Origin of the sequence: Spiroplasma endosymbiont of Tricholauxania praeusta (genome assembly GCF_964019535.1) — a bacterium.
GTDB classification, from domain to species: Bacteria; Bacillota_I; Bacilli_A; order Mycoplasmatales; family VBWQ01; genus Spiroplasma_E; species Spiroplasma_E ixodetis_A.
Genome location: NZ_OZ026450.1, coordinates 488,007 through 505,875, shown reverse-complemented (window position 1 = coordinate 505,875; position 17,869 = coordinate 488,007). Strand labels below are relative to the sequence as shown.

21 protein-coding genes are annotated in these 17,869 nt (G+C 21.3%); 5 read left to right on the top strand and 16 right to left on the bottom strand.

Annotated features, from left to right (window positions below; genetic code table 4):
* Window position 1: 1 nt before the first annotated feature.
* The 9 genes from AACK96_RS02810 to AACK96_RS02770 all read right to left on the bottom strand — a co-directional run bounded on the left by AACK96_RS02810 (window position 2) and on the right by AACK96_RS02770 (window position 8,892).
* Entirely contained in the window at window positions 2-1,354 is a 1,353-nt protein-coding gene (locus tag AACK96_RS02810; protein WP_338974934.1) for a sigma-70 family RNA polymerase sigma factor, read from the bottom strand.
* A gap of 32 nt (window positions 1,355-1,386) precedes the next feature.
* A complete protein-coding gene (gene dnaG / locus AACK96_RS02805) occupies window positions 1,387-3,162 on the bottom strand; it encodes a DNA primase (protein ID WP_338974933.1) in 1,776 nt (591 codons plus the stop codon).
* Between the two features lie 16 nt (window positions 3,163-3,178).
* Window positions 3,179-4,594 carry a glycine--tRNA ligase gene (locus AACK96_RS02800; RefSeq protein WP_338974931.1) on the bottom strand — a complete coding sequence of 472 codons (1,416 nt, stop codon included), beginning with the start codon at window positions 4,592-4,594 and terminating at the stop codon, window positions 3,179-3,181.
* A 249-nt stretch (window positions 4,595-4,843) separates the two neighbouring features.
* On the bottom strand, window positions 4,844-5,452 hold the full coding sequence (locus AACK96_RS02795) for a hypothetical protein (protein WP_338974929.1): 609 nt from the start codon (window positions 5,450-5,452) through the stop codon (window positions 4,844-4,846).
* A gap of 3 nt (window positions 5,453-5,455) precedes the next feature.
* The gene (gene era, locus AACK96_RS02790) at window positions 5,456-6,352 is read right to left on the bottom strand and encodes a GTPase Era (protein ID WP_338974927.1); all 897 of its coding nucleotides are present in this window, start codon (window positions 6,350-6,352) and stop codon (window positions 5,456-5,458) included.
* A gap of 3 nt (window positions 6,353-6,355) precedes the next feature.
* A complete protein-coding gene (gene cdd / locus AACK96_RS02785; RefSeq protein WP_281748063.1) occupies window positions 6,356-6,790 on the bottom strand; it encodes a cytidine deaminase in 435 nt (144 codons plus the stop codon).
* A gap of 11 nt (window positions 6,791-6,801) precedes the next feature.
* A complete protein-coding gene (gene ybeY, locus AACK96_RS02780) occupies window positions 6,802-7,272 on the bottom strand; it encodes an rRNA maturation RNase YbeY (RefSeq protein WP_338962514.1) in 471 nt (156 codons plus the stop codon).
* A 46-nt stretch (window positions 7,273-7,318) separates the two neighbouring features.
* Window positions 7,319-7,723, bottom strand: coding sequence for a hypothetical protein (locus AACK96_RS02775; protein WP_338974925.1), 405 nt, complete (start codon window positions 7,721-7,723; stop codon window positions 7,319-7,321).
* Entirely contained in the window at window positions 7,723-8,892 is a 1,170-nt protein-coding gene (locus AACK96_RS02770) for an ATP-binding cassette domain-containing protein (protein ID WP_338974924.1), read from the bottom strand. Before AACK96_RS02770 ends, AACK96_RS02775 begins: the two co-directional genes overlap by 1 nt.
* Window positions 8,893-9,126: 234 nt before the next feature.
* Here AACK96_RS02770 and AACK96_RS02765 point away from each other — a divergent pair.
* Window positions 9,127-10,250 (top strand): IS3 family transposase gene (locus tag AACK96_RS02765; RefSeq protein WP_338974922.1). Its coding sequence is split into 2 segments (ribosomal slippage): window positions 9,127-9,370 and window positions 9,370-10,250, totalling 1,125 coding nucleotides; the frame shifts between segments, so codons are not numbered across the junction.
* Here the strand turns inward: AACK96_RS02765 and AACK96_RS02760 are convergent.
* The 3 genes from AACK96_RS02760 to AACK96_RS02750 form a co-directional block, all read right to left on the bottom strand.
* Window positions 10,247-11,023 (bottom strand): cysteine peptidase family C39 domain-containing protein, encoded by a 777-nt coding sequence (locus AACK96_RS02760; RefSeq protein ID WP_338974920.1) that lies wholly within the window; start codon window positions 11,021-11,023, stop codon window positions 10,247-10,249. The two genes, AACK96_RS02765 and AACK96_RS02760, sit on opposite strands and share 4 nt — an antisense overlap.
* Window positions 11,024-11,077: 54 nt before the next feature.
* Window positions 11,078-11,293 carry a hypothetical protein gene (locus AACK96_RS02755; RefSeq protein ID WP_174480618.1) on the bottom strand — a complete coding sequence of 72 codons (216 nt, stop codon included), beginning with the start codon at window positions 11,291-11,293 and terminating at the stop codon, window positions 11,078-11,080.
* Window positions 11,294-11,512: 219 nt separating this feature from the next.
* The gene (locus tag AACK96_RS02750) at window positions 11,513-12,616 is read right to left on the bottom strand and encodes a MupG family TIM beta-alpha barrel fold protein (RefSeq protein ID WP_338974919.1); all 1,104 of its coding nucleotides are present in this window, start codon (window positions 12,614-12,616) and stop codon (window positions 11,513-11,515) included.
* A 344-nt stretch (window positions 12,617-12,960) separates the two neighbouring features.
* Here AACK96_RS02750 and AACK96_RS02745 point away from each other — a divergent pair, with 344 nt between their 5' ends.
* Entirely contained in the window at window positions 12,961-13,530 is a 570-nt protein-coding gene (locus AACK96_RS02745; RefSeq protein ID WP_338974918.1) for a hypothetical protein, read from the top strand.
* A gap of 280 nt (window positions 13,531-13,810) precedes the next feature.
* Complete coding sequence (locus AACK96_RS02740; RefSeq protein WP_338962499.1) at window positions 13,811-14,161, top strand: hypothetical protein; 351 nt, start codon at window positions 13,811-13,813, stop codon at window positions 14,159-14,161.
* Between the two features lie 144 nt (window positions 14,162-14,305).
* On the opposite strand, the gene AACK96_RS02735 is transcribed toward AACK96_RS02740, so the two are convergent.
* Window positions 14,306-15,211, bottom strand: a complete 906-nt coding sequence (locus AACK96_RS02735) for a hypothetical protein (RefSeq protein WP_338974916.1) — start codon at window positions 15,209-15,211, stop codon at window positions 14,306-14,308.
* Window positions 15,212-15,382: 171 nt separating this feature from the next.
* Window positions 15,383-15,970, bottom strand: coding sequence for a hypothetical protein (locus tag AACK96_RS02730; protein ID WP_338974914.1), 588 nt, complete (start codon window positions 15,968-15,970; stop codon window positions 15,383-15,385).
* A 52-nt stretch (window positions 15,971-16,022) separates the two neighbouring features.
* Between AACK96_RS02730 and AACK96_RS02725 the strand changes: the two genes are divergently transcribed.
* Together AACK96_RS02725 and AACK96_RS02720 are read left to right on the top strand one after the other, a co-directional pair.
* Entirely contained in the window at window positions 16,023-16,445 is a 423-nt protein-coding gene (locus AACK96_RS02725; RefSeq protein WP_338973316.1) for a transposase family protein, read from the top strand.
* 23 nt (window positions 16,446-16,468) lie between these two features.
* Window positions 16,469-16,876: a transposase family protein gene (locus AACK96_RS02720; protein ID WP_338973314.1), complete on the top strand. Its 408-nt coding sequence runs from the start codon at window positions 16,469-16,471 to the stop codon at window positions 16,874-16,876.
* 183 nt (window positions 16,877-17,059) lie between these two features.
* Here the strand turns inward: AACK96_RS02720 and AACK96_RS02715 are convergent, their stop codons facing one another.
* Both AACK96_RS02715 and AACK96_RS02710 read right to left on the bottom strand, forming a co-directional pair.
* On the bottom strand, window positions 17,060-17,191 hold the full coding sequence (locus tag AACK96_RS02715; protein ID WP_338974912.1) for a hypothetical protein: 132 nt from the start codon (window positions 17,189-17,191) through the stop codon (window positions 17,060-17,062).
* Window positions 17,181-17,867: a ribulose-phosphate 3-epimerase gene (locus tag AACK96_RS02710; RefSeq protein WP_281749492.1), complete on the bottom strand. Its 687-nt coding sequence runs from the start codon at window positions 17,865-17,867 to the stop codon at window positions 17,181-17,183. The genes AACK96_RS02715 and AACK96_RS02710 overlap by 11 nt, the downstream gene beginning before the upstream one ends.
* Window positions 17,868-17,869: the final 2 nt, after the last annotated feature.

Genomic DNA, 17,869 nt, shown 5'->3' with positions numbered 1-17,869 from the left:
ATTATCCTTTATAAAATTCTTTAATATGTTTAGATTTAGACGGATGTTTTAATTTTCTAATTGCCTTTGCTTCTATTTGTCTAATTCTTTCTCTTGTAACAATAAATTCTTTACCAACTTCTTCTAGAGTTTTTGGAGAATCGTACTTAGTAATATGACGATGAACAACCTTATCAATTAACAATTCTGTTTTATCTAAACTAGTATCATAGTGTAACTGTAAATTATTAACTACTGTTTTTAATTCAGTAATTTCTTTTTCATCTTCACAAAGTTCTAATAATTTTCTTAATTTTGTTGGTAAAATTCCAAAACGCATTCTAATAACTTTTTCTTCTCGTTTTGTTAATACTTCAGCAAAAACACGATCCAATTGTTCTCTTAATCAATGTCTTTCAGCATATTCATCGGGAGATAGCATATTTTTATCTTTAATAAAATCACCAAAATGTGTATCATCTTCTTCACCAATTGGTTTTTCTAAAGATACTGGTTCAATAGCAAGTTTTTTAATTTCACGAACACGATCGGCTGTCATGTTTTGTCCCATTTTATTGGCAATTTCCTCATGAGTAGGATCACGACCTAATTCTTGTGTTAAGTTTCTTTCAATTCTTGTTAACTTATTAATTCTTTCAACCATATGAACAGGTACACGAACCATTTTACCTTGATCAGCTAAACTTCGTGTAATTGATTGTCTAATTCATCAAGTAGCATAAGTTGAAAATTTAAAACCACGGCGATAATCAAATTTATCAACTGCTTTAATAAGACCAATATTACCTTCTTCAATTAAATCAGCAAAATCTAAACCACGATTTAAATGTTTTCTAGCAACAGAAACTACTAATTTTAAATTTGATTTAATTAATTGCTCACGACCATATGTTCTTTCCTCAACATCTTTTGATTCTAACATTTTAGCATATTTAATTTCCTCACCTTGACTCAATATTTGACTTGTTCCCAAAATATTAAAATAAGACTTAATTCCATCTTTTCTTCTTGTATCATTAGAGATCCCCATTGTATTTTTAAAACTCAAATCACTAACTAAAATATCAATATCTAAATTATCAGGTAATTGTTCATCATCAATATCGGGAAAATTAGCATCATCTTCAACTTCATCCATCAAAATATCAGTAAAGACTACTCCTTCTTTTTCTAACCGATCAAAAATTTCCTCAATCGTATCATCATCTAATTTTAAATGTGCAAACTCTTTAATGACATCTTCTTGTTTTAATTCTTTTGTTTGACTCTTTTCTAATTTTTTAATTAAATTACTTTCTACTTCCTCTAAAGTTAAAAGTTTTTTCAATTTCGTTTTTTGTTGTATAGCAGCCATATTTTCACCTTATCCTTAATTTATCATCATACTTATTTTTTCTTTATTTTATTTTTTAATACTGATATTTCTTTTAATAACAATATTTGTTTTTCAATATTTTTTTCAGATTTCAATTTATCATTGATCATTTTTATTTCATAATCAATTAGTTGATTATTAATAATTTTTAAGTAATCATTAATAATTTGAGGTTTTAAATCAAACTTTTTATTTTTATACTTATCAAGAAGTTTTTCTAAAATATTTAAAAGTGAATTACCTTTAAGTTCTTCTAAAATTAAATCAAAATTAATTGCTTCTATTTGATTATTTTGATATTTTTGACTAATTAAAAAGTATAAATTCATAAAATCTTGATTTGGAAAAATAAATTTTTCTTTTTCTAAAATTAAATAAACATTTCTTGATAACATTACTAAAAAAATAAGTTGTTCTTGTGCTTCAAAAAAAATATTTTTTACTTCTATTTTAGATTTATTTTTGATACTAAAAGTTGTAGTTACTAAATTATTATCAATATTTAAAATTTGTATTAAGTCTTCAGTGGATAAATTAGTTATTTTTGCTAACATATTTAAATAAAACTTTTGAGTAATAACATCATTGATTTTTGTTCAAATTGGAACTAATGATTTTAAAAATTCATTAAGTTCATAACTATCTTTTTTAATGTTATATTTAGTTAATGATAAATTAATTGCAAATTCAAAAGGATGAATAGTTTTTTTTATTATTTCATAAAATTTTTGAGGAAATTTATTTATTAATTCATCAGGATCAAATTTAGTATCATTATTGATAATTTGTACTTTAAAATTATTTGATAATAAAACACTAGCTATTTTTAAAGATGCTATTTTTCCTGGTAAATCACCATCTAAAAAAATAATAATATTAGTAGTAATTTTTTTTAAAAGTAAAATATGTTCTTTTGTTAAATTTGTTCCCATTAAAGCAACAACATTTTTAATATTTTGATTATTTAGAGTAATAACATCCATAAAACCTTCAGTCAAATAAATAACTTCATTTTTTTTAATATAATTTCTAACATTATTAAAGTTATATAAAATTTTACTTTTCTTAAAAAAATCTGTTTCTGGACTATTAATATATTTATAACTTTTATCTTCTCTATTATAATTTCTTGCAGAAAAACCAACACAGTCTCCATCTTCATCTTTAATAGCAAACATAATTCGATTTGAAAAGGTAGGAAGAAGTTGATCCTTATTATTAATTTTCATAAGTCCTAATTTTACAAATTCAATATTATCTTTATAACCTTGTGCATTAAGATAATCTATTAATTCATTATTAATAGGTGCATAACCAATATTAAAATATTTAATATTTTCAGTAGTAATATTACGATTTTGTAAATATTTCATTGCTTCTTGACCAATATCAGTTAGTAACTGATAACTAAAAAAATTCATTGCAATATTATTTAAAATTTTTAGTGGATTTTTTTTAGTTTCAACATTAAATTCAGATAAATTAATATCAAACTCTTTTAAATTTAAATTAACATTATCTGCTGCTTCTTTAAGAGCATTAATAAAATTAATATTTTTATATTTTTGTAAAAAAATAAAAACATTTCCTTGTTCACCACAAGAAAAACATTTATAAATTTGTTTTTCTTGTGAAATTGATAATGAAGGAGTAGAGTCTTCATGAAAAGGACAGATAGCTCAAAAATTATTGCCTTTACGGATCAAATTTAAATATTTACCCATAACTTCGACAATATTAATTTTTGCTTTAACTTCATTAATTTTTTTATTAAACTCGATATCCATATTTTTTCACACAATTCTAACAAATAATGTCTAATTTGTCATATAAATATTCTTTAAGTTGATCAACTTTAACTATAACTTGATTTGTAGTATCACGATCTCTAATTGTAACAGTACCTTTAGTTTTTGTGTCATAATCAATTGTTACACAATACATAGTACCAATACCATCTTGATAACGATAAGATTTACCAACACTTGATGATGCTTCATAAATTACTCTTAATTGTGTTTTATTTAACATTTCAAAAATTTCATATGCCTCTTTACCTAATTTTGTTTTATTTAAAGACATAACAGCTACTTGATAAGGGCAAATACTCTTATTTAATTTTAACACTAACCGTTCTTTATCGTCTTTTAAAACTTCTTTTGTAAATGCTTCACAAACTAAAGCTAATAAAAGCCTTTCAACACCAATTGAAGGTTCAATAACTGAAGGAATAACCATTCTTTTTACTGTAACATTAGGATCTTGAATCTCAAAATTTACACCAGAATTCTCACTATGTTTTGTTAAATCATAATTCCCACGATTAGCTATACCACATAATTCACTCATACCAAAAGGAAAATTATATTCAATATCAGTAGTTGCTAATGCATAATGTGCTAGTTGATTTTGTTCATGATTTTTAAATTTTATATTTTTTGAATTCAATAAACCTACTAGAGAGAGAAATTCTTTACATTGATCAACTCAATAATTAAATCAAGTATTATCATTTTTATCCTTTGGAATAAAGAAAAATTCTAATTCCATTTGTTCAAATTCTCTAGTACGAAAAATAAAATTACCAGGAGTTATCTCATTTCTAAAGCTTTTACCAATTTGACCAATACCAAATGGTACTTTTTTATTACAACTATTTCTTACATTATTAAAATTTATAAATATTCCTTGTGCGGTCTCAGGTCTTAAATAAATTTTATTTTTATCTTCTTTTAAAACACCTTGATATGTTTCAAACATTAATTGAAATTGTCTAACTTTAGTTCAATCTTCATTATTGCATTTAATACATTTAATATGATTTTGATTAATATATGTTTCTAATTTTTCATTACTTCAATTATCACAATTAATACTAGGAAAATAATGATTAATTAAATTATCAACTCGAAAGCGAGACTTACATTTTTTACAATCAATTAATGGATCACTAAAATTACTCAAATGCCCTGAAGCTTCTCAAACTTTAGATTTCATAATAATTGAACTATCTAGCCCAACATTGTATGGATTTTTTTCGACAAAAAAAACTCATCAACTTTTCTTAATATTATTTTTAAGTGCTACACCAAGCGGACCATAATCTCAACTATTAGCAAGACCTGAATAAATTTCTGATCCTTGAAAAATAAAACCATTTTCTTTTAAATGAGTAATTATTTCCTTCATTGACTTATCATTGATAATTTTATTAATCATTGCCCCTCCATTAATCATAAAAATTTTCTTAAATATCTTAAATAATACATAAAATCTCTAAAAAGAATAATCTTGTTAATAATATGTTCATAGATAGGTTTTGTCAACCTATTATAAGTGTTATATATTATTAAAAACAATATAACAACTAATTATTAAAATATTTATGTAATTATTAATTTATTATTATATTTTTGACAGTGGTTTTCTAAAATATTAAGAATTTTATTAAGTTCTTCTTTTTCAACTTTATTTATTAATATCTTGATAATTTAATAAATAAAGTTGATATATTTTTTTAAACAAAACAATGTCAAAATTAATTATAGCTAATTTTAAAGAACAATTTTTACAAAAAACACCACCCAAATCATAATTAATTAAATACAAATTAGTTATTTGATTACAATTAATACAATTAGTAAAGTTAAACTGAATTCCTTGAAATATTAAACTATGAAATAAGAAAAAAACATAAACTTTCTTAAAATTACTATTTATCATTAACTGTTCATATAAATTAAATAAAAAAGAAAAGATATTTTTATTATTAATACTAATTTTTTCTAAATAATTAATAACTATCTTGTTAAAACTCTTAATCAATTGATAACTTTTTTCATTTATAAAACTATTAAAACTTTTTATTTTTTTATATGTTATACATAAGTTTGAACAATCATAATTTTGATTAAAAATAAAAATTCAACAATCTAAAAGACTATATTTATTTAAATTGATTTTTATTTCTGGTAAAGAAACTATTTTAACACCATAATTTGATGTTAAAATAGTAACATTATTTATTGATTTAATGTAGTTAATGTTTAAAATCAAACCAGTATCAATATTAAACATATTTTAACTATAACCTAACTCTTTTAATTTTCTAGGATTATTTCTTCAATCAGGTATTACTTTTACAAAAGTTTTTAATATAATATGAGAATCAAAAATACTTTCTAAATCTGTTCTAGCTCTTATTCCAATTTCTTTAATCATACTACCTCCTTTACCAATAATAATTCCTTTTTGTGAGTCTCGTTCAACAACAATAACAGCATTAATATCAGTAATATTAGTATTTGGATTATAATTAATACTTTCAATTAATACTGCTACACTATAAGGAATTTCTTCTTCTGTTAAATTTAAAATTTTTTCACGAATAATTTCCTTAATTAAAGTATTATCTGAAACATCATCGTTATTTTCGATTAAATGATTCTTTTCACCAATTGGTAAATACTCATATAGTTTTTTCAATAATATATCTAAATTCATTTCTTTTATAGCAGAAATTGGAATTATTTCTTTAAATGGTAATAAATCTTTTCACTCATTAATTTTATCCATTAATTTTTCTTTTGTTACTAAATCAACCTTAGTTAATAAAAGTAGAATAGTTGTATTTACCTTTTCTGATAATAATTTAATAATATGTTTATCGCTATTTCCAATGTATTCATTACATGGCGCTAATAAACAAATAATGTTAGTTTCTTTAGTGGCGCGATTAGCATCGCGATTCATCATTCGTCCAAGTTGGTTATTATGTTTATGAATGCCGGGAGTATCAAAAAATATGATTTGCATATCATCACTATTATAAATACCTTGAATTTGATTTCTGGTTGTTTGTGGTTTATTAGACACAATTGCCTTTTTTTCTTGAAGAATGGTATTTAATAAAGTTGATTTTCCAACATTACTTCTACCAATAAAACTAACAAAACCTGATTTAAAATTATTATTCATAAATTAATTCCCTTTCAATGAACTTGGTTTAAACGCTAAAGGTAATAAGTCTTTTACTAATATTTTACAAATTGTTTTAGTATCATTATTTTCATTTTTATTACTAATATAAATAGGACATGTTTCTGGCATAATTTCAATCATAAATTGACGACACATACCACAAGGAGAACCAACAGTTTCACTATCAGTAATTAAAAATAGACTAATAATATCTTCTTTTTTATAACCTTGAGCAATAACTTGTGACAAAGCCGCTCTTTCAGCACAAATGCCTACTGAGTATGCAGCATTTTCAACATTTACTCCTAACACTTCTTTACTATTTTTCAAAAGTACTATTGCAGCAACTCTAAATAAAGAATAAGGAGCATAAGCATTTTTTTGTATTGCTTTTGCTTTTTTCAATAATACTAATAAATCTATATCTTGTTCCATTATACCACCCCTTATTTTCTAGTAATACCAAGAATATTTAAAATTTCATCTTGTAAATCAAACATAACCTTTTCTTCTACGCTATTTTGATGATCATATCCTAATGTATGAAGTAATCCATGAATAAAAAGAAATGATAATTCTCTAATTAAACTATGGCCATATTCTTGTGCTTGCGCTACTGCCTTTGAATAACAAATATAAACATCACCTAAATCTCTAATATCAATATTAATATTTGGAAAATCATCATCATTATTTCCAAATGATAAAACATCAGGAACATAATCTTTATGACGATACATTTTATTTAATTCAATACTAGTCTGTTCGTCATTAAAAATAACAGCAATACACCATGTAATTTTCTGTTTTAACTTAATAGCTACTGCATTTAAAATTTTTTCTGATAAAATATTAAAATTTTTAATGTCATAGTTATGATCATTGTAAATATTTACAATATTAATTTTTGCTGGCATTTATCTACCTAACTTCTTTTTGATTAAATTATATCAATATTTACATTTATGTTGTAATATTATTTCAAATAAATGTTAACAAACTTTCTTCACCAATAATTATTAATACCATTTGATTTAAATATGTATTAGAATTAATATTTTCTTCAATTAAAAGTTGATTATTATCATTTCATTTTGGAAAAAAAATTGTTAAATAACATTTATTAATAGAGAAAAAAATAGTAATTTGATTAAAACTATTAAACTTTAAACATTCTTCTCTTTTAAAATCTAATAAATAAGCAAAGTGTCCCTTATTTTCATATCTTGTCTCACTTATAAAAATAGTTTGACCATTACCAGCATAAACATGAGGAATATTAATAATTTTTAAACCTAATAAGAGTCCTAAAAAAAGAAAAATTGAACTACTCCCTAATAAATAAGTACTTTTTCTAAAAAAAATCATTATTCATTACCATCTATACTTTTATAATTATTTAAATCAATTACATTTTTAAATAATTTTACTAGTGTTAAATCATGACCTGCATAAATAATAATTATTTTTTTATAATGATTCAATAATAAAGTTATTAACTTTATTTTTAAATCATTATTGATGTTACTCAAAATTTCATCTAATAAAATTACTTTTCAATCATAAAAAAATAAACTTAAGAAAATAATTATTTGTTTTTGACCTTGACTAAGATTAGCCCCATATTCTTGACAATAATAAAATGTTGTTAAACCTAAACTGCCCAAGAGATCATTAAATCCTAATTTTTGAAAATTTATTAATTTTTCTTTTGTAATATTAAATGATAAAATATTTTCTAAAACTGTACCGTTATGAATAATAGAATTTGAATGTAAATAAATACATTTTTTTTGTCAAAATTCATATGAAATATTATCTAATCCAATTTCATTATTAATTAAAATTTTACCTTGAAAAGGCACATATTTCTGAATTAATAATGATAGTAAGGTTGTTTTACCAATGCCAGAAGGACCAATAATAATATTACTTTGTTTTAATATTAAATTTAAATTACTAAAAACTACTTTATTTCTTAAATTAAAATAACAATCTTTTAATACTATTTTATTAATTGATATTGAAAAAAAATTTTTGTTATTCTTATATTGTAATCTACAATTAATAAAATTATTAAATCTTTGAAATGATTTAATAAAAACCGGAAAGAAAATAAGACTATTACCAATATTTTGAAAAAAAGAATTAATATAAATACTAATACTAGTAATAAATATTAATTGAGATAGATTAATTTTACCATCAAAAATTAATATTAATGATAAATATATAGTAATAAAACTAATAATATTTTTAATAAAACTTGTTAACGAACTATTATTAATAACTAAATTATTTAATTGTCAATAATTATTAATATGTGTATTATACTTTTTAACTAATATACTTTTAATATGCAGTTGCAAATTGCGAAAATAGGCATCTTCAAAATTTTTTTGACTTAAAATTATTTGTTGCTGCAAATCTAATTTGGTAACTAGTTCTTTTTTTACTAATGGTTTTTTTCATAACATTATTATAAAATTAATTAATACTGTTATAAAACCATTTAATAAATTTACTAATCAAATCATAAAATGAATCTTAATCAAAACTATGCTAACAATAACACTAGTAATAAAATTAATAATTATCTCTAAACTATTATGACAAAACATAGTTGATATATTATTAATATCTTGATATATTTGTAAAAAATCACTACCATTATATTTTTGTATTTCTATTGGTTTTGGATGGGTTACACTTTATTGGACACTAATTACGTAGACAAGTTCACAAATTAGTTAAAAGAAAGGAAAATAATTATGGCCAATATTAACTCATATTCAGATGAATTTAAAAAACAAATAGTAGCTTTATATCAAAGTGGCAAGTCAGTATCTTGTCTTGTTAAAGAATATAACGTTACAAGAGCGGCTACTTATAAATGAATTAAGCAATTTACTAATTCAGGCAGTTTTAAAACCAAAGATAATCTTTCTGATTTAGAAAAACAATTAATTCAAGCAAATAAAGAATTAAAACAATTACGAATGGAAAATGATATTTTAAAGCAAGCAGCACTAATAATAGGCAGAAAATAGAAATTATTGCAAATAATAAATCTAAATATAAAATTCGCACAATGTGTCGTTTTTTAAAACTCTCTAAATCAACATATTATTTTAATTTAAAGAAAAAAAATAAAAATCAAAATAATATTTATGATGAAGCTGTTATTAGTGCTTTTAAAGAAAATAAAGAAGTTTATGGTACTAGAAGATTAAAAGTCATACTAGCAAACCAAGAAATTTATTTATCACGCAGAAAAATTAAACAAATTATGAATAAGCATAATTTAATATCAAAATACACTAAATTATCATTCAAAAATCATCATAATAAAGTCAATGATAGTCAAATTACCAATCTTGTTAATAGAAACTTTAATAATAAAATTAAAAATGAAGTTATTGTTAGTGATTTAACTTATGTTCAAGTTAATGGTAAGTGAAACTATATTTGCTTATTAATAGACCTATTTAACCGCGAAATTATTGGACATAGTGTAGGTACTAAAAAAGATGCATCATTAGTATATCAAGCATTTATGCACTCAAATCGCTGTTTAAAAGATATTGAAATATTTCATAGCGATCGCGGTAACGAATTTAATAATAAAAGTATTGATAAACTTTTATTAGCATTCAACATAACTCGATCTTTAAGCAAAAAAGGCTGTCCTTATGACAATGCTGTTGCTGAAGCAACTTTTAAAACTTTCAAAACTGAATTTATTAATGATAAAAATTTTACATCATTAATCAAATTAAAATTAGAATTATTTGATTATATCAATTGATACAACAACATAAGAATTCACAGCACCTTAAACTACCTAACTCCAGTTAATTATCAAAAACAAGTGTCTACCAAAAAACAGTCCTAAAAAGGGTTGCCATTCCATTTACTTTTAAATCATTTATTATGAAATAAATCTACTAAAAAGTTATTGAAATAAAAATAAAATTTTTGACATATTTTATTTAAAATATATTCAATTAAAATTTTCATTAAATTAATAAAAAAGAAACTTAATAATAAAATCATTGCTAACTGTAAACTATTATTTAAAATAATTTGATTAATAAAATGCTTATAAAATACTTGTGCTATAAAAAAGGTAGTAACCAAAAATAAATTATTAATTATAATAATTAATGAATAATATAAATAATTTGGAATCAAAAATGGTGAAAAATTTTTAATTTTATTCATCTTTTTTTTATTAGTAATAAAGAATTTATTTATTATATTAGTTGAAATAACAACATTTGTAAAAATTTTTGCAAAATCTTCAATATTTTTTCAACTAAGTTCAATATCTTCTGGATTTGCCACCAGTCATTTATTTTTTTTCTTTTTGTAAATAACTACAAAATGAAATCCAACATTAGCATTATATATTTGAATAATTAATGGTTTAACAATTATTAGTGATTTTAATTTATCAAAATTAATATTATAAGATTTTAATAATAAATTATAATTACTAGCTAATTGTTTTAATTCTAAAAGATTAATTCCCAATTTTGTTAAAAATATATCTTTTTTTATGTCATTAATTAATAACTTCTTCTTAAAATAAAACCTATATATCATAGCAAGACATGCCAAACCACAATCATTTTCTGTTTCTTGTTTAACAAAAGGATATTTCATATAAAAAATCACCGCCAATAATAATTAACAGTGATTACCATTTTTTCCTTTTTATTACTTACGATGTTTTTTCTTTTTAGCAGCAGCGCTTTGTTTTTCGCGTTTTTCATCACGCGCAGAAAGAAAATGTTTATGTCTTTTTTCTGCTCTTTTAGTCTCTTGGGCCTTTTTACTAAATCCTTTTAAAAGACGTTGAAACTCTTGTTCACTACTTGTTCGTTCTTCGTTTTCTTTGTTGTCTGATGATGGTGATTTTTTCACTGAATGCATTCATGTCAGCTCCTATTTTTTATTTTACTTTAACAATTATATTAGTAAATTAAAAAATTATCAATATTTTTATACAATATTAAACTTTTTATTTTAAAAAAAATTAAAAGTAAGATTATCTTTTAAAATTTCACACTTACTAACTATTATTTAATAATACTTAATGATTTTATCATATTTTAAATGTTTATGTTTTTAATAAATAAAATAAAAATTTATTTATAAAATAAATCTAAATGAACGATTTGACACTAAAAATGGAATAAAATTTAAATCTTCTTTAGAAAGTTTACCAACAACGTTACGAATACCATCATTTTTAATTTTATTTGTAATAATATGTAATTCACCGCGATAATTTTGTGCTTTATTATTAAGAATAACAACATCACCTTTTTCTAATCATTGATTAGTATTGTTAGCAGGGATATCTAATTCTTGATATATAACTCGAGAAATAACACTACGAATTATATCTCGTGCTAAATCAGATCTAACTTTATGAATATTTTTGTCAAAAAGAATCTGTTCTTCACTATCAGTAATATTAGAATTTAACTCAATTTTTAACGATAAATTTTTATAATCAATTTCATTTATCATTTTCAAATCATATTCTGTTAAAAACTGGTTAGCAATAATTATCATATCAATGCATAAAGCAATATAATGACGAATTTGTGTTACCAATGGTCAATCACGATGCAGTTCTAATGTTGGTAAATTATCATTATATTTTCAAGGTCCAATTTTATCTTTTCCTAATAATGTAACAAAGCTGGCAAATGGAATTTTATTAACAACGCTTTCAGATTGATTTAAACAAAAAAAGTCAATATCAGCACCGGTATATCTTTGTGGATAAAAATTATAACAACTAATAAGGTTATTAACATTAGCTTTATAAAATAATATTAAGTAGTTGATATCATTAACAACATATGAACCATTAATAAATATTTTAAAATTTAAACGATTTTGACTTAATTTTGCTTGATGTTTAATATCAATTCCTTCGTTGCAACGAATACCCGATAAACCATACATTTTAAAAAACTTTATGAAATCAAGTCGTTTATTAAGATTCAGATTTAATTCATTAATAAATTCAATATTAATATCTGCAAAAACATGCATATTATACTTTTTAGCAATTTGTGTTAATACTACTAATTTTTTTAAATTTTCATAATCTGTTTTTTTAAAACTAATTAAAGTTGTAAAAATAGTTTTAATATTATTCTTGGCTAATAATTCGGTATAATTTTTAATTTCTTCTAAATTTGCTAAATGTAAATAAACTGCAGCACCAATTTTTTCCATTTACTTCCTCCTTTACTTTTTATATATTAATTTTATCATTTTGTAACTTAATAATTTTTAATTTTTACAATAAATAATGTAAAGGATTCCTAGTTTGATAAAATAACTACTTCTACATAAAAATAAGAAAATTGACTACGCTAATCTTAATTTTAATACACCTTATACATTAATAAATCTATAATTTACATTTATTCATGTTAAGTATTAACTTTATAAATATAATTATTTTTTATGCTAATATTTATTTATAATTTAATAAAAGTTGATTCCTAATATAGAAATTTATTTATATTAGGTTTTTTATTAAATTAAAATTAAAGAAAGGAAAAAGATTAAAAGATATGCCTTTAACTTATATAGAAAAAGAAAAACTATTACAAAATGAATGAGAAAAAAGAAAAAAAGAAGCAATAAAAAATATTAACAAAAAAATACCAGGTGAATATTTATTAAAAATATTTGAAACTATAATCTTAGATAATGATACAAAAGTTAATGAGGAAAATCTTCAACAATCTCAAGAATTCGAAACATTTGAAGAAAAACCATTACAAGATAATGAAAATAAACAAGAATCAAAAAACTGAACACAATTTAAAACAGATTTTCCAAATATTGCACAAATAATAAAAAATAGCAAAAATACTGGCATCAAAATATTAACATCTTTAATTACATTTTTTGAAATTAATGATGACCAACTTGGAATTACAGAATATATACTAAATTTAAATGAAGAACGTAAAAAAGAAAAAATGAACATTAAAGAAATTGAAGAAAAAATTAAAAATATTTGAAAAGAAATCAAAGAATTAGAAAGCAAGCTATTTTCAGATGAACCATTATCATTATGATCTTGTTCTTCTGAATTAAAAGAAGAAAAAATTAGTAAAAAATTGAACTTGAACTAATAAGAATAGGGAGGTTCGAAGTATCACAAGCACAAATGGAACAATATTCACCAGAAATAAAACAAATTATAAACGATTCAAAACAACTTTTAAAAGAATATGATGATGAATTAAATAAATCAATTACATTATAAATAATTTGTGTAATTACTTAATAAAAAGTAAATTTTTAGTGTTTATTAAACAAAAACAAACATTTATACTTTTTTATCTTATTTAATTATTATTTTTGATATACTATAAGTGTTTATTACTATATAAATTAAAAAAAGAGGATAAAATGAAACAAAAGCAGATTCAAAAAACAAATGATAAAAATGATCAAAAATTAAAAAAAACTATCGAAACAATTGATATTCAAACTAAAAATAATTTGAATTCAAAAGAAAATGATGAACAAACTGAAAATGATAAATACGAATTAAAAAAACTTAAATTTTATTTTATAATTAAATTATTAACAATAATATTTGCATTTTTATTGACAGTAGTTTTATATTTAGGTTTTTTATTAACAAATAAATTAGACTTAGATACATTATTAGAATTTGAATGACCTTTATTACTACTAATGGGAATTACAACCACAACATTACTTCCAAGTAAAATATCTAAAACTACTAAAATTTAAAATAATTTTATAATTATTATTTCTTATTGCTTAAATTATATCCTTTTAACAAAAAATATTATTAATCTCTTTAAAAATAAAATTTTAAAGAGATTAATTTTTATTTTAAATTAAAAAAATAAATTATCACCAAATAATAACGTCTTATAATAAATTTTGATATGAAAAACTCTTTTCTACAATATTATGTTCATCTAAATCATTTATTGATTTTCATTTTTTACCATAATTTAAACTACTACTTCCTAATATTTTAGTTTTCTTTTCTAATTTATTAACTTTAGTTTTTAAAATTTCAATATCACTTTCTAACTTATTAATTTTAGTATTTAATCCATTATGTTCGCAAATTAATTTATCAAAACTATCCTTACTATATTTATTATTAATTGCTTTAATTTTATTACTTTCTCACATTCCACAAGTCAAAAATTTAAGTGGTCAATGTCACCATCTTCTTGCTAATTGTTTTTCATTTTTGAAATTCAAATTAAAATTATTAATTTGTCCACATATTTTATTTTTAGCTTCTTTTAGTATTTTTAAATCATGTATTTTTTCTTGCATTTCTTTAAAAATTTCACTAATGTCTGAACTATCATATAGTGTTAAATCATCTAAACTTTTAGAACTATCTCTATGCTTTATTTCAACTTCTAAATCAGTTTGTAAACCTAATACAAATAACTTATCTTCTGAAGTAGTTAAAACATTACTTAAATCATATTTATATATATTTTTAAAATCTATTGCCAATGTTCCCTTATTTGCTTGTGCTTCTAAAAAACTAATAGTTACAGTAAACAAAGATAAAATTGGCATTATTGCTTTATCAGAATATTTTTTTGTACTTTTTCCACAATTATATTGAAGATATTTAAGATTTTTAATAACATTAGGAATATCTGCAACCAAAAATATTCCTTTTAATTCTTCAATAATTCTTTTAAAATAAGGAATTTGAGTATTATGTTGTTTTTGATATCTTAACTTTATACTTTCAAGTTTTTTTATTAACTTTGTTGCAGATAACATTTTTTCTTTTACCATTTTTTAATTTCTCCTCTTTTAAAAAATAAAAAAACCCATTTATTTTTAATAAAAATAAGGGTTATAAAACTTATATTAAGTTTATGATTTTTATTATACTATCTTTTTTTAAGATTTTATTAATATACTTTTGGCATAAAATAATAATTAGTTTTTCTAAATTTTAAAAAATTATTTATGTAAAAAAACTAAACATTTTCCTTTTTTAATAATTAGTTTTGGTCTTTCTTTTTTGTTAAATTCATTACTAATAGTTTGTGTACTATTATTAGTAACAGTAATATCCTGATTTGGATAAAACTTACAACCACTAAAATTATAAATTACTTCTTCATTGTCTAAACTAAAAAAAGAAATATATTTATATTTTAATTGTCAATTGTAAAAAATATATTCTGATTTTGCTTTTAATAAAAAACAATAATTATTTTCACCTAATAAAATTGGGTTAAAACATTCATATTTTTTTATTATATTAATACTAGCAAGTAACATATCCCAACGTATTCCATCACTTACTATCACTATTTGTTGAAAATTAATTTTTTTGGAAATTGCAGTAACTATCGCAAGTTCACTATCAATAAAATCTTTTTCTTTATTAAAAGTAATAATTTCAAAATTATGTATTTTACTTTGATCATTTAAAATCTTTAACTGTTGTTTATTAATGGTATCATTATCACCACAAATAAACTTAATTGGTTTTTTATATTTTAATAATAGACATATTCCGTAATTATTTTTTTGAAAAATCAAGTAATAATTTTATAATTTATTTTATTAATGAATTAATAAGGTGTTGATAAATATGGCTTTTGAAAATTTAAAAAAATTAAAAAATGATAAATTTTATAGATATTTTGGTATAAAACATTTTCATTTTAATGAAATGTTAGAAAAATTAATTGAAATAGAAAAATTAGAAAAAACTAAAGGTCGAAAAAATAAACTTTCAGTTGAAGAAAGATTGATGATGACACTTGAATATTGAAAAGAATATTATACTTTTTTTCAAATGAGTATTAAATATAAAATGAGTCCTTCAAGCTGTTTTCGAAATATTACTTGAGTTGAAAATAAACTTAGTAATGATAGAGATTATCAATTTTTAAAAGAAAAATATAAATCAAAAAATGATAAAAAACAAGAAAATTTAAATGAATTTCAATTTTATTTAATTGATTCAACTGAGATTGAAATTGAAAGACCAACTAAAAAAAACTACAGTTAGAATATTTTTCTGGTAAAAGTTGAATGTATTCTATAAAATTTCAAATTGTATATGATTTTTTTAATAAAAATATTGTTGATATTTTTGCTGATAATGGCAAAGTGCATGATTTTCAAATATTAAAAAATTCAAATCTTGTATTTTCTAAAAATACAATAATTATTGGTGATTTAGGATATCAAGGTATACAAAATATTTATGAAAATACAATAATACCAATTAAAAAAAGTAAAAATAAAAAATTAACTAAACAAGAAAGAAAATATAATAAGATTGTATCTAAAATTAGAATCAAAGTTGAACATGTTTTTGCTTGATTAAAAAGATTCAAAATTTTAGTAAATAAATGTAGAAAAAGTAAATTTAGACTTATGTACTTAAGATTTAACTTACTTTGTAAAATTTTTAATAAAATAAAACCATTAAAATAAAAAAAATCAAAAATATATTTTTTAAAATTGAAATTATTATCAAGTTAATATAAAAATATTATTAACATTTTTTTATTTTCGAAATAGAAACTTATTTTTAAACTATTTTTTCGGAAAATATTAACTTTTATAATTAATAACACTAAAAAATTTATAAAAAGTATTATTGACAATTGATTAAATTTAATTATGGAATATGTCTAATGATAAAACACCAGTTTCAACACCAATAAAAATTGGATTAATAAATTGTTCTCAATTTAAATTATAATCACGACAAACAATTACTAATTGTTTAATATCACTATTTTTCATAATTTGTTAACATCGCAACTTGTTTTTTTACTGAATTATCACTATTTAATAAATAACTACCCGCTACTAGGTAATTAGCACCAGCAGTAATACAATCATTTGCTGTTAAATTATTAATGCCGCCATCAACAGCAATTGTAATATTTGGAAAATTATTATCGATATGTTTTACTAACATTTTAATTTTATTAATAGTTAAATCTAAAAAACGTTGTCCACCCGCACCTGGTTGCACACTCATAATTAAAATTGTATCAAGATCTTTCAAATAATCATAAATTTTTGAAATTGGTGTATCAGGATTAATGGCAATTCCTTTTTTAAAACCAGGGTTTTTTCACTGCAGGAATTCTTTTAATTGTTCTTCTGTTAATGCTTCATAATGCAAAGTAATATTTTTAACTTGCGGTAAAATTATAAATGGTTTTAAATAATCACATACTTTTAATGTTGTTATCTTTACCATCATATGACAATCAATATTGATATTAGAACTAAATTTACATACATCACTTAATATTTTTGCACCAAAACTTAAATTTTCAACAAAATGATGATCCATAACATCAAAATGAATTCAATTAATTCCTGCATTTTGTAAATTTAATAAATCATCTTTTAAAGATAGAAAGTTAGCAGTTAAAATGCTAGCGGCAATTGTTACTTCTTTTTTCATAT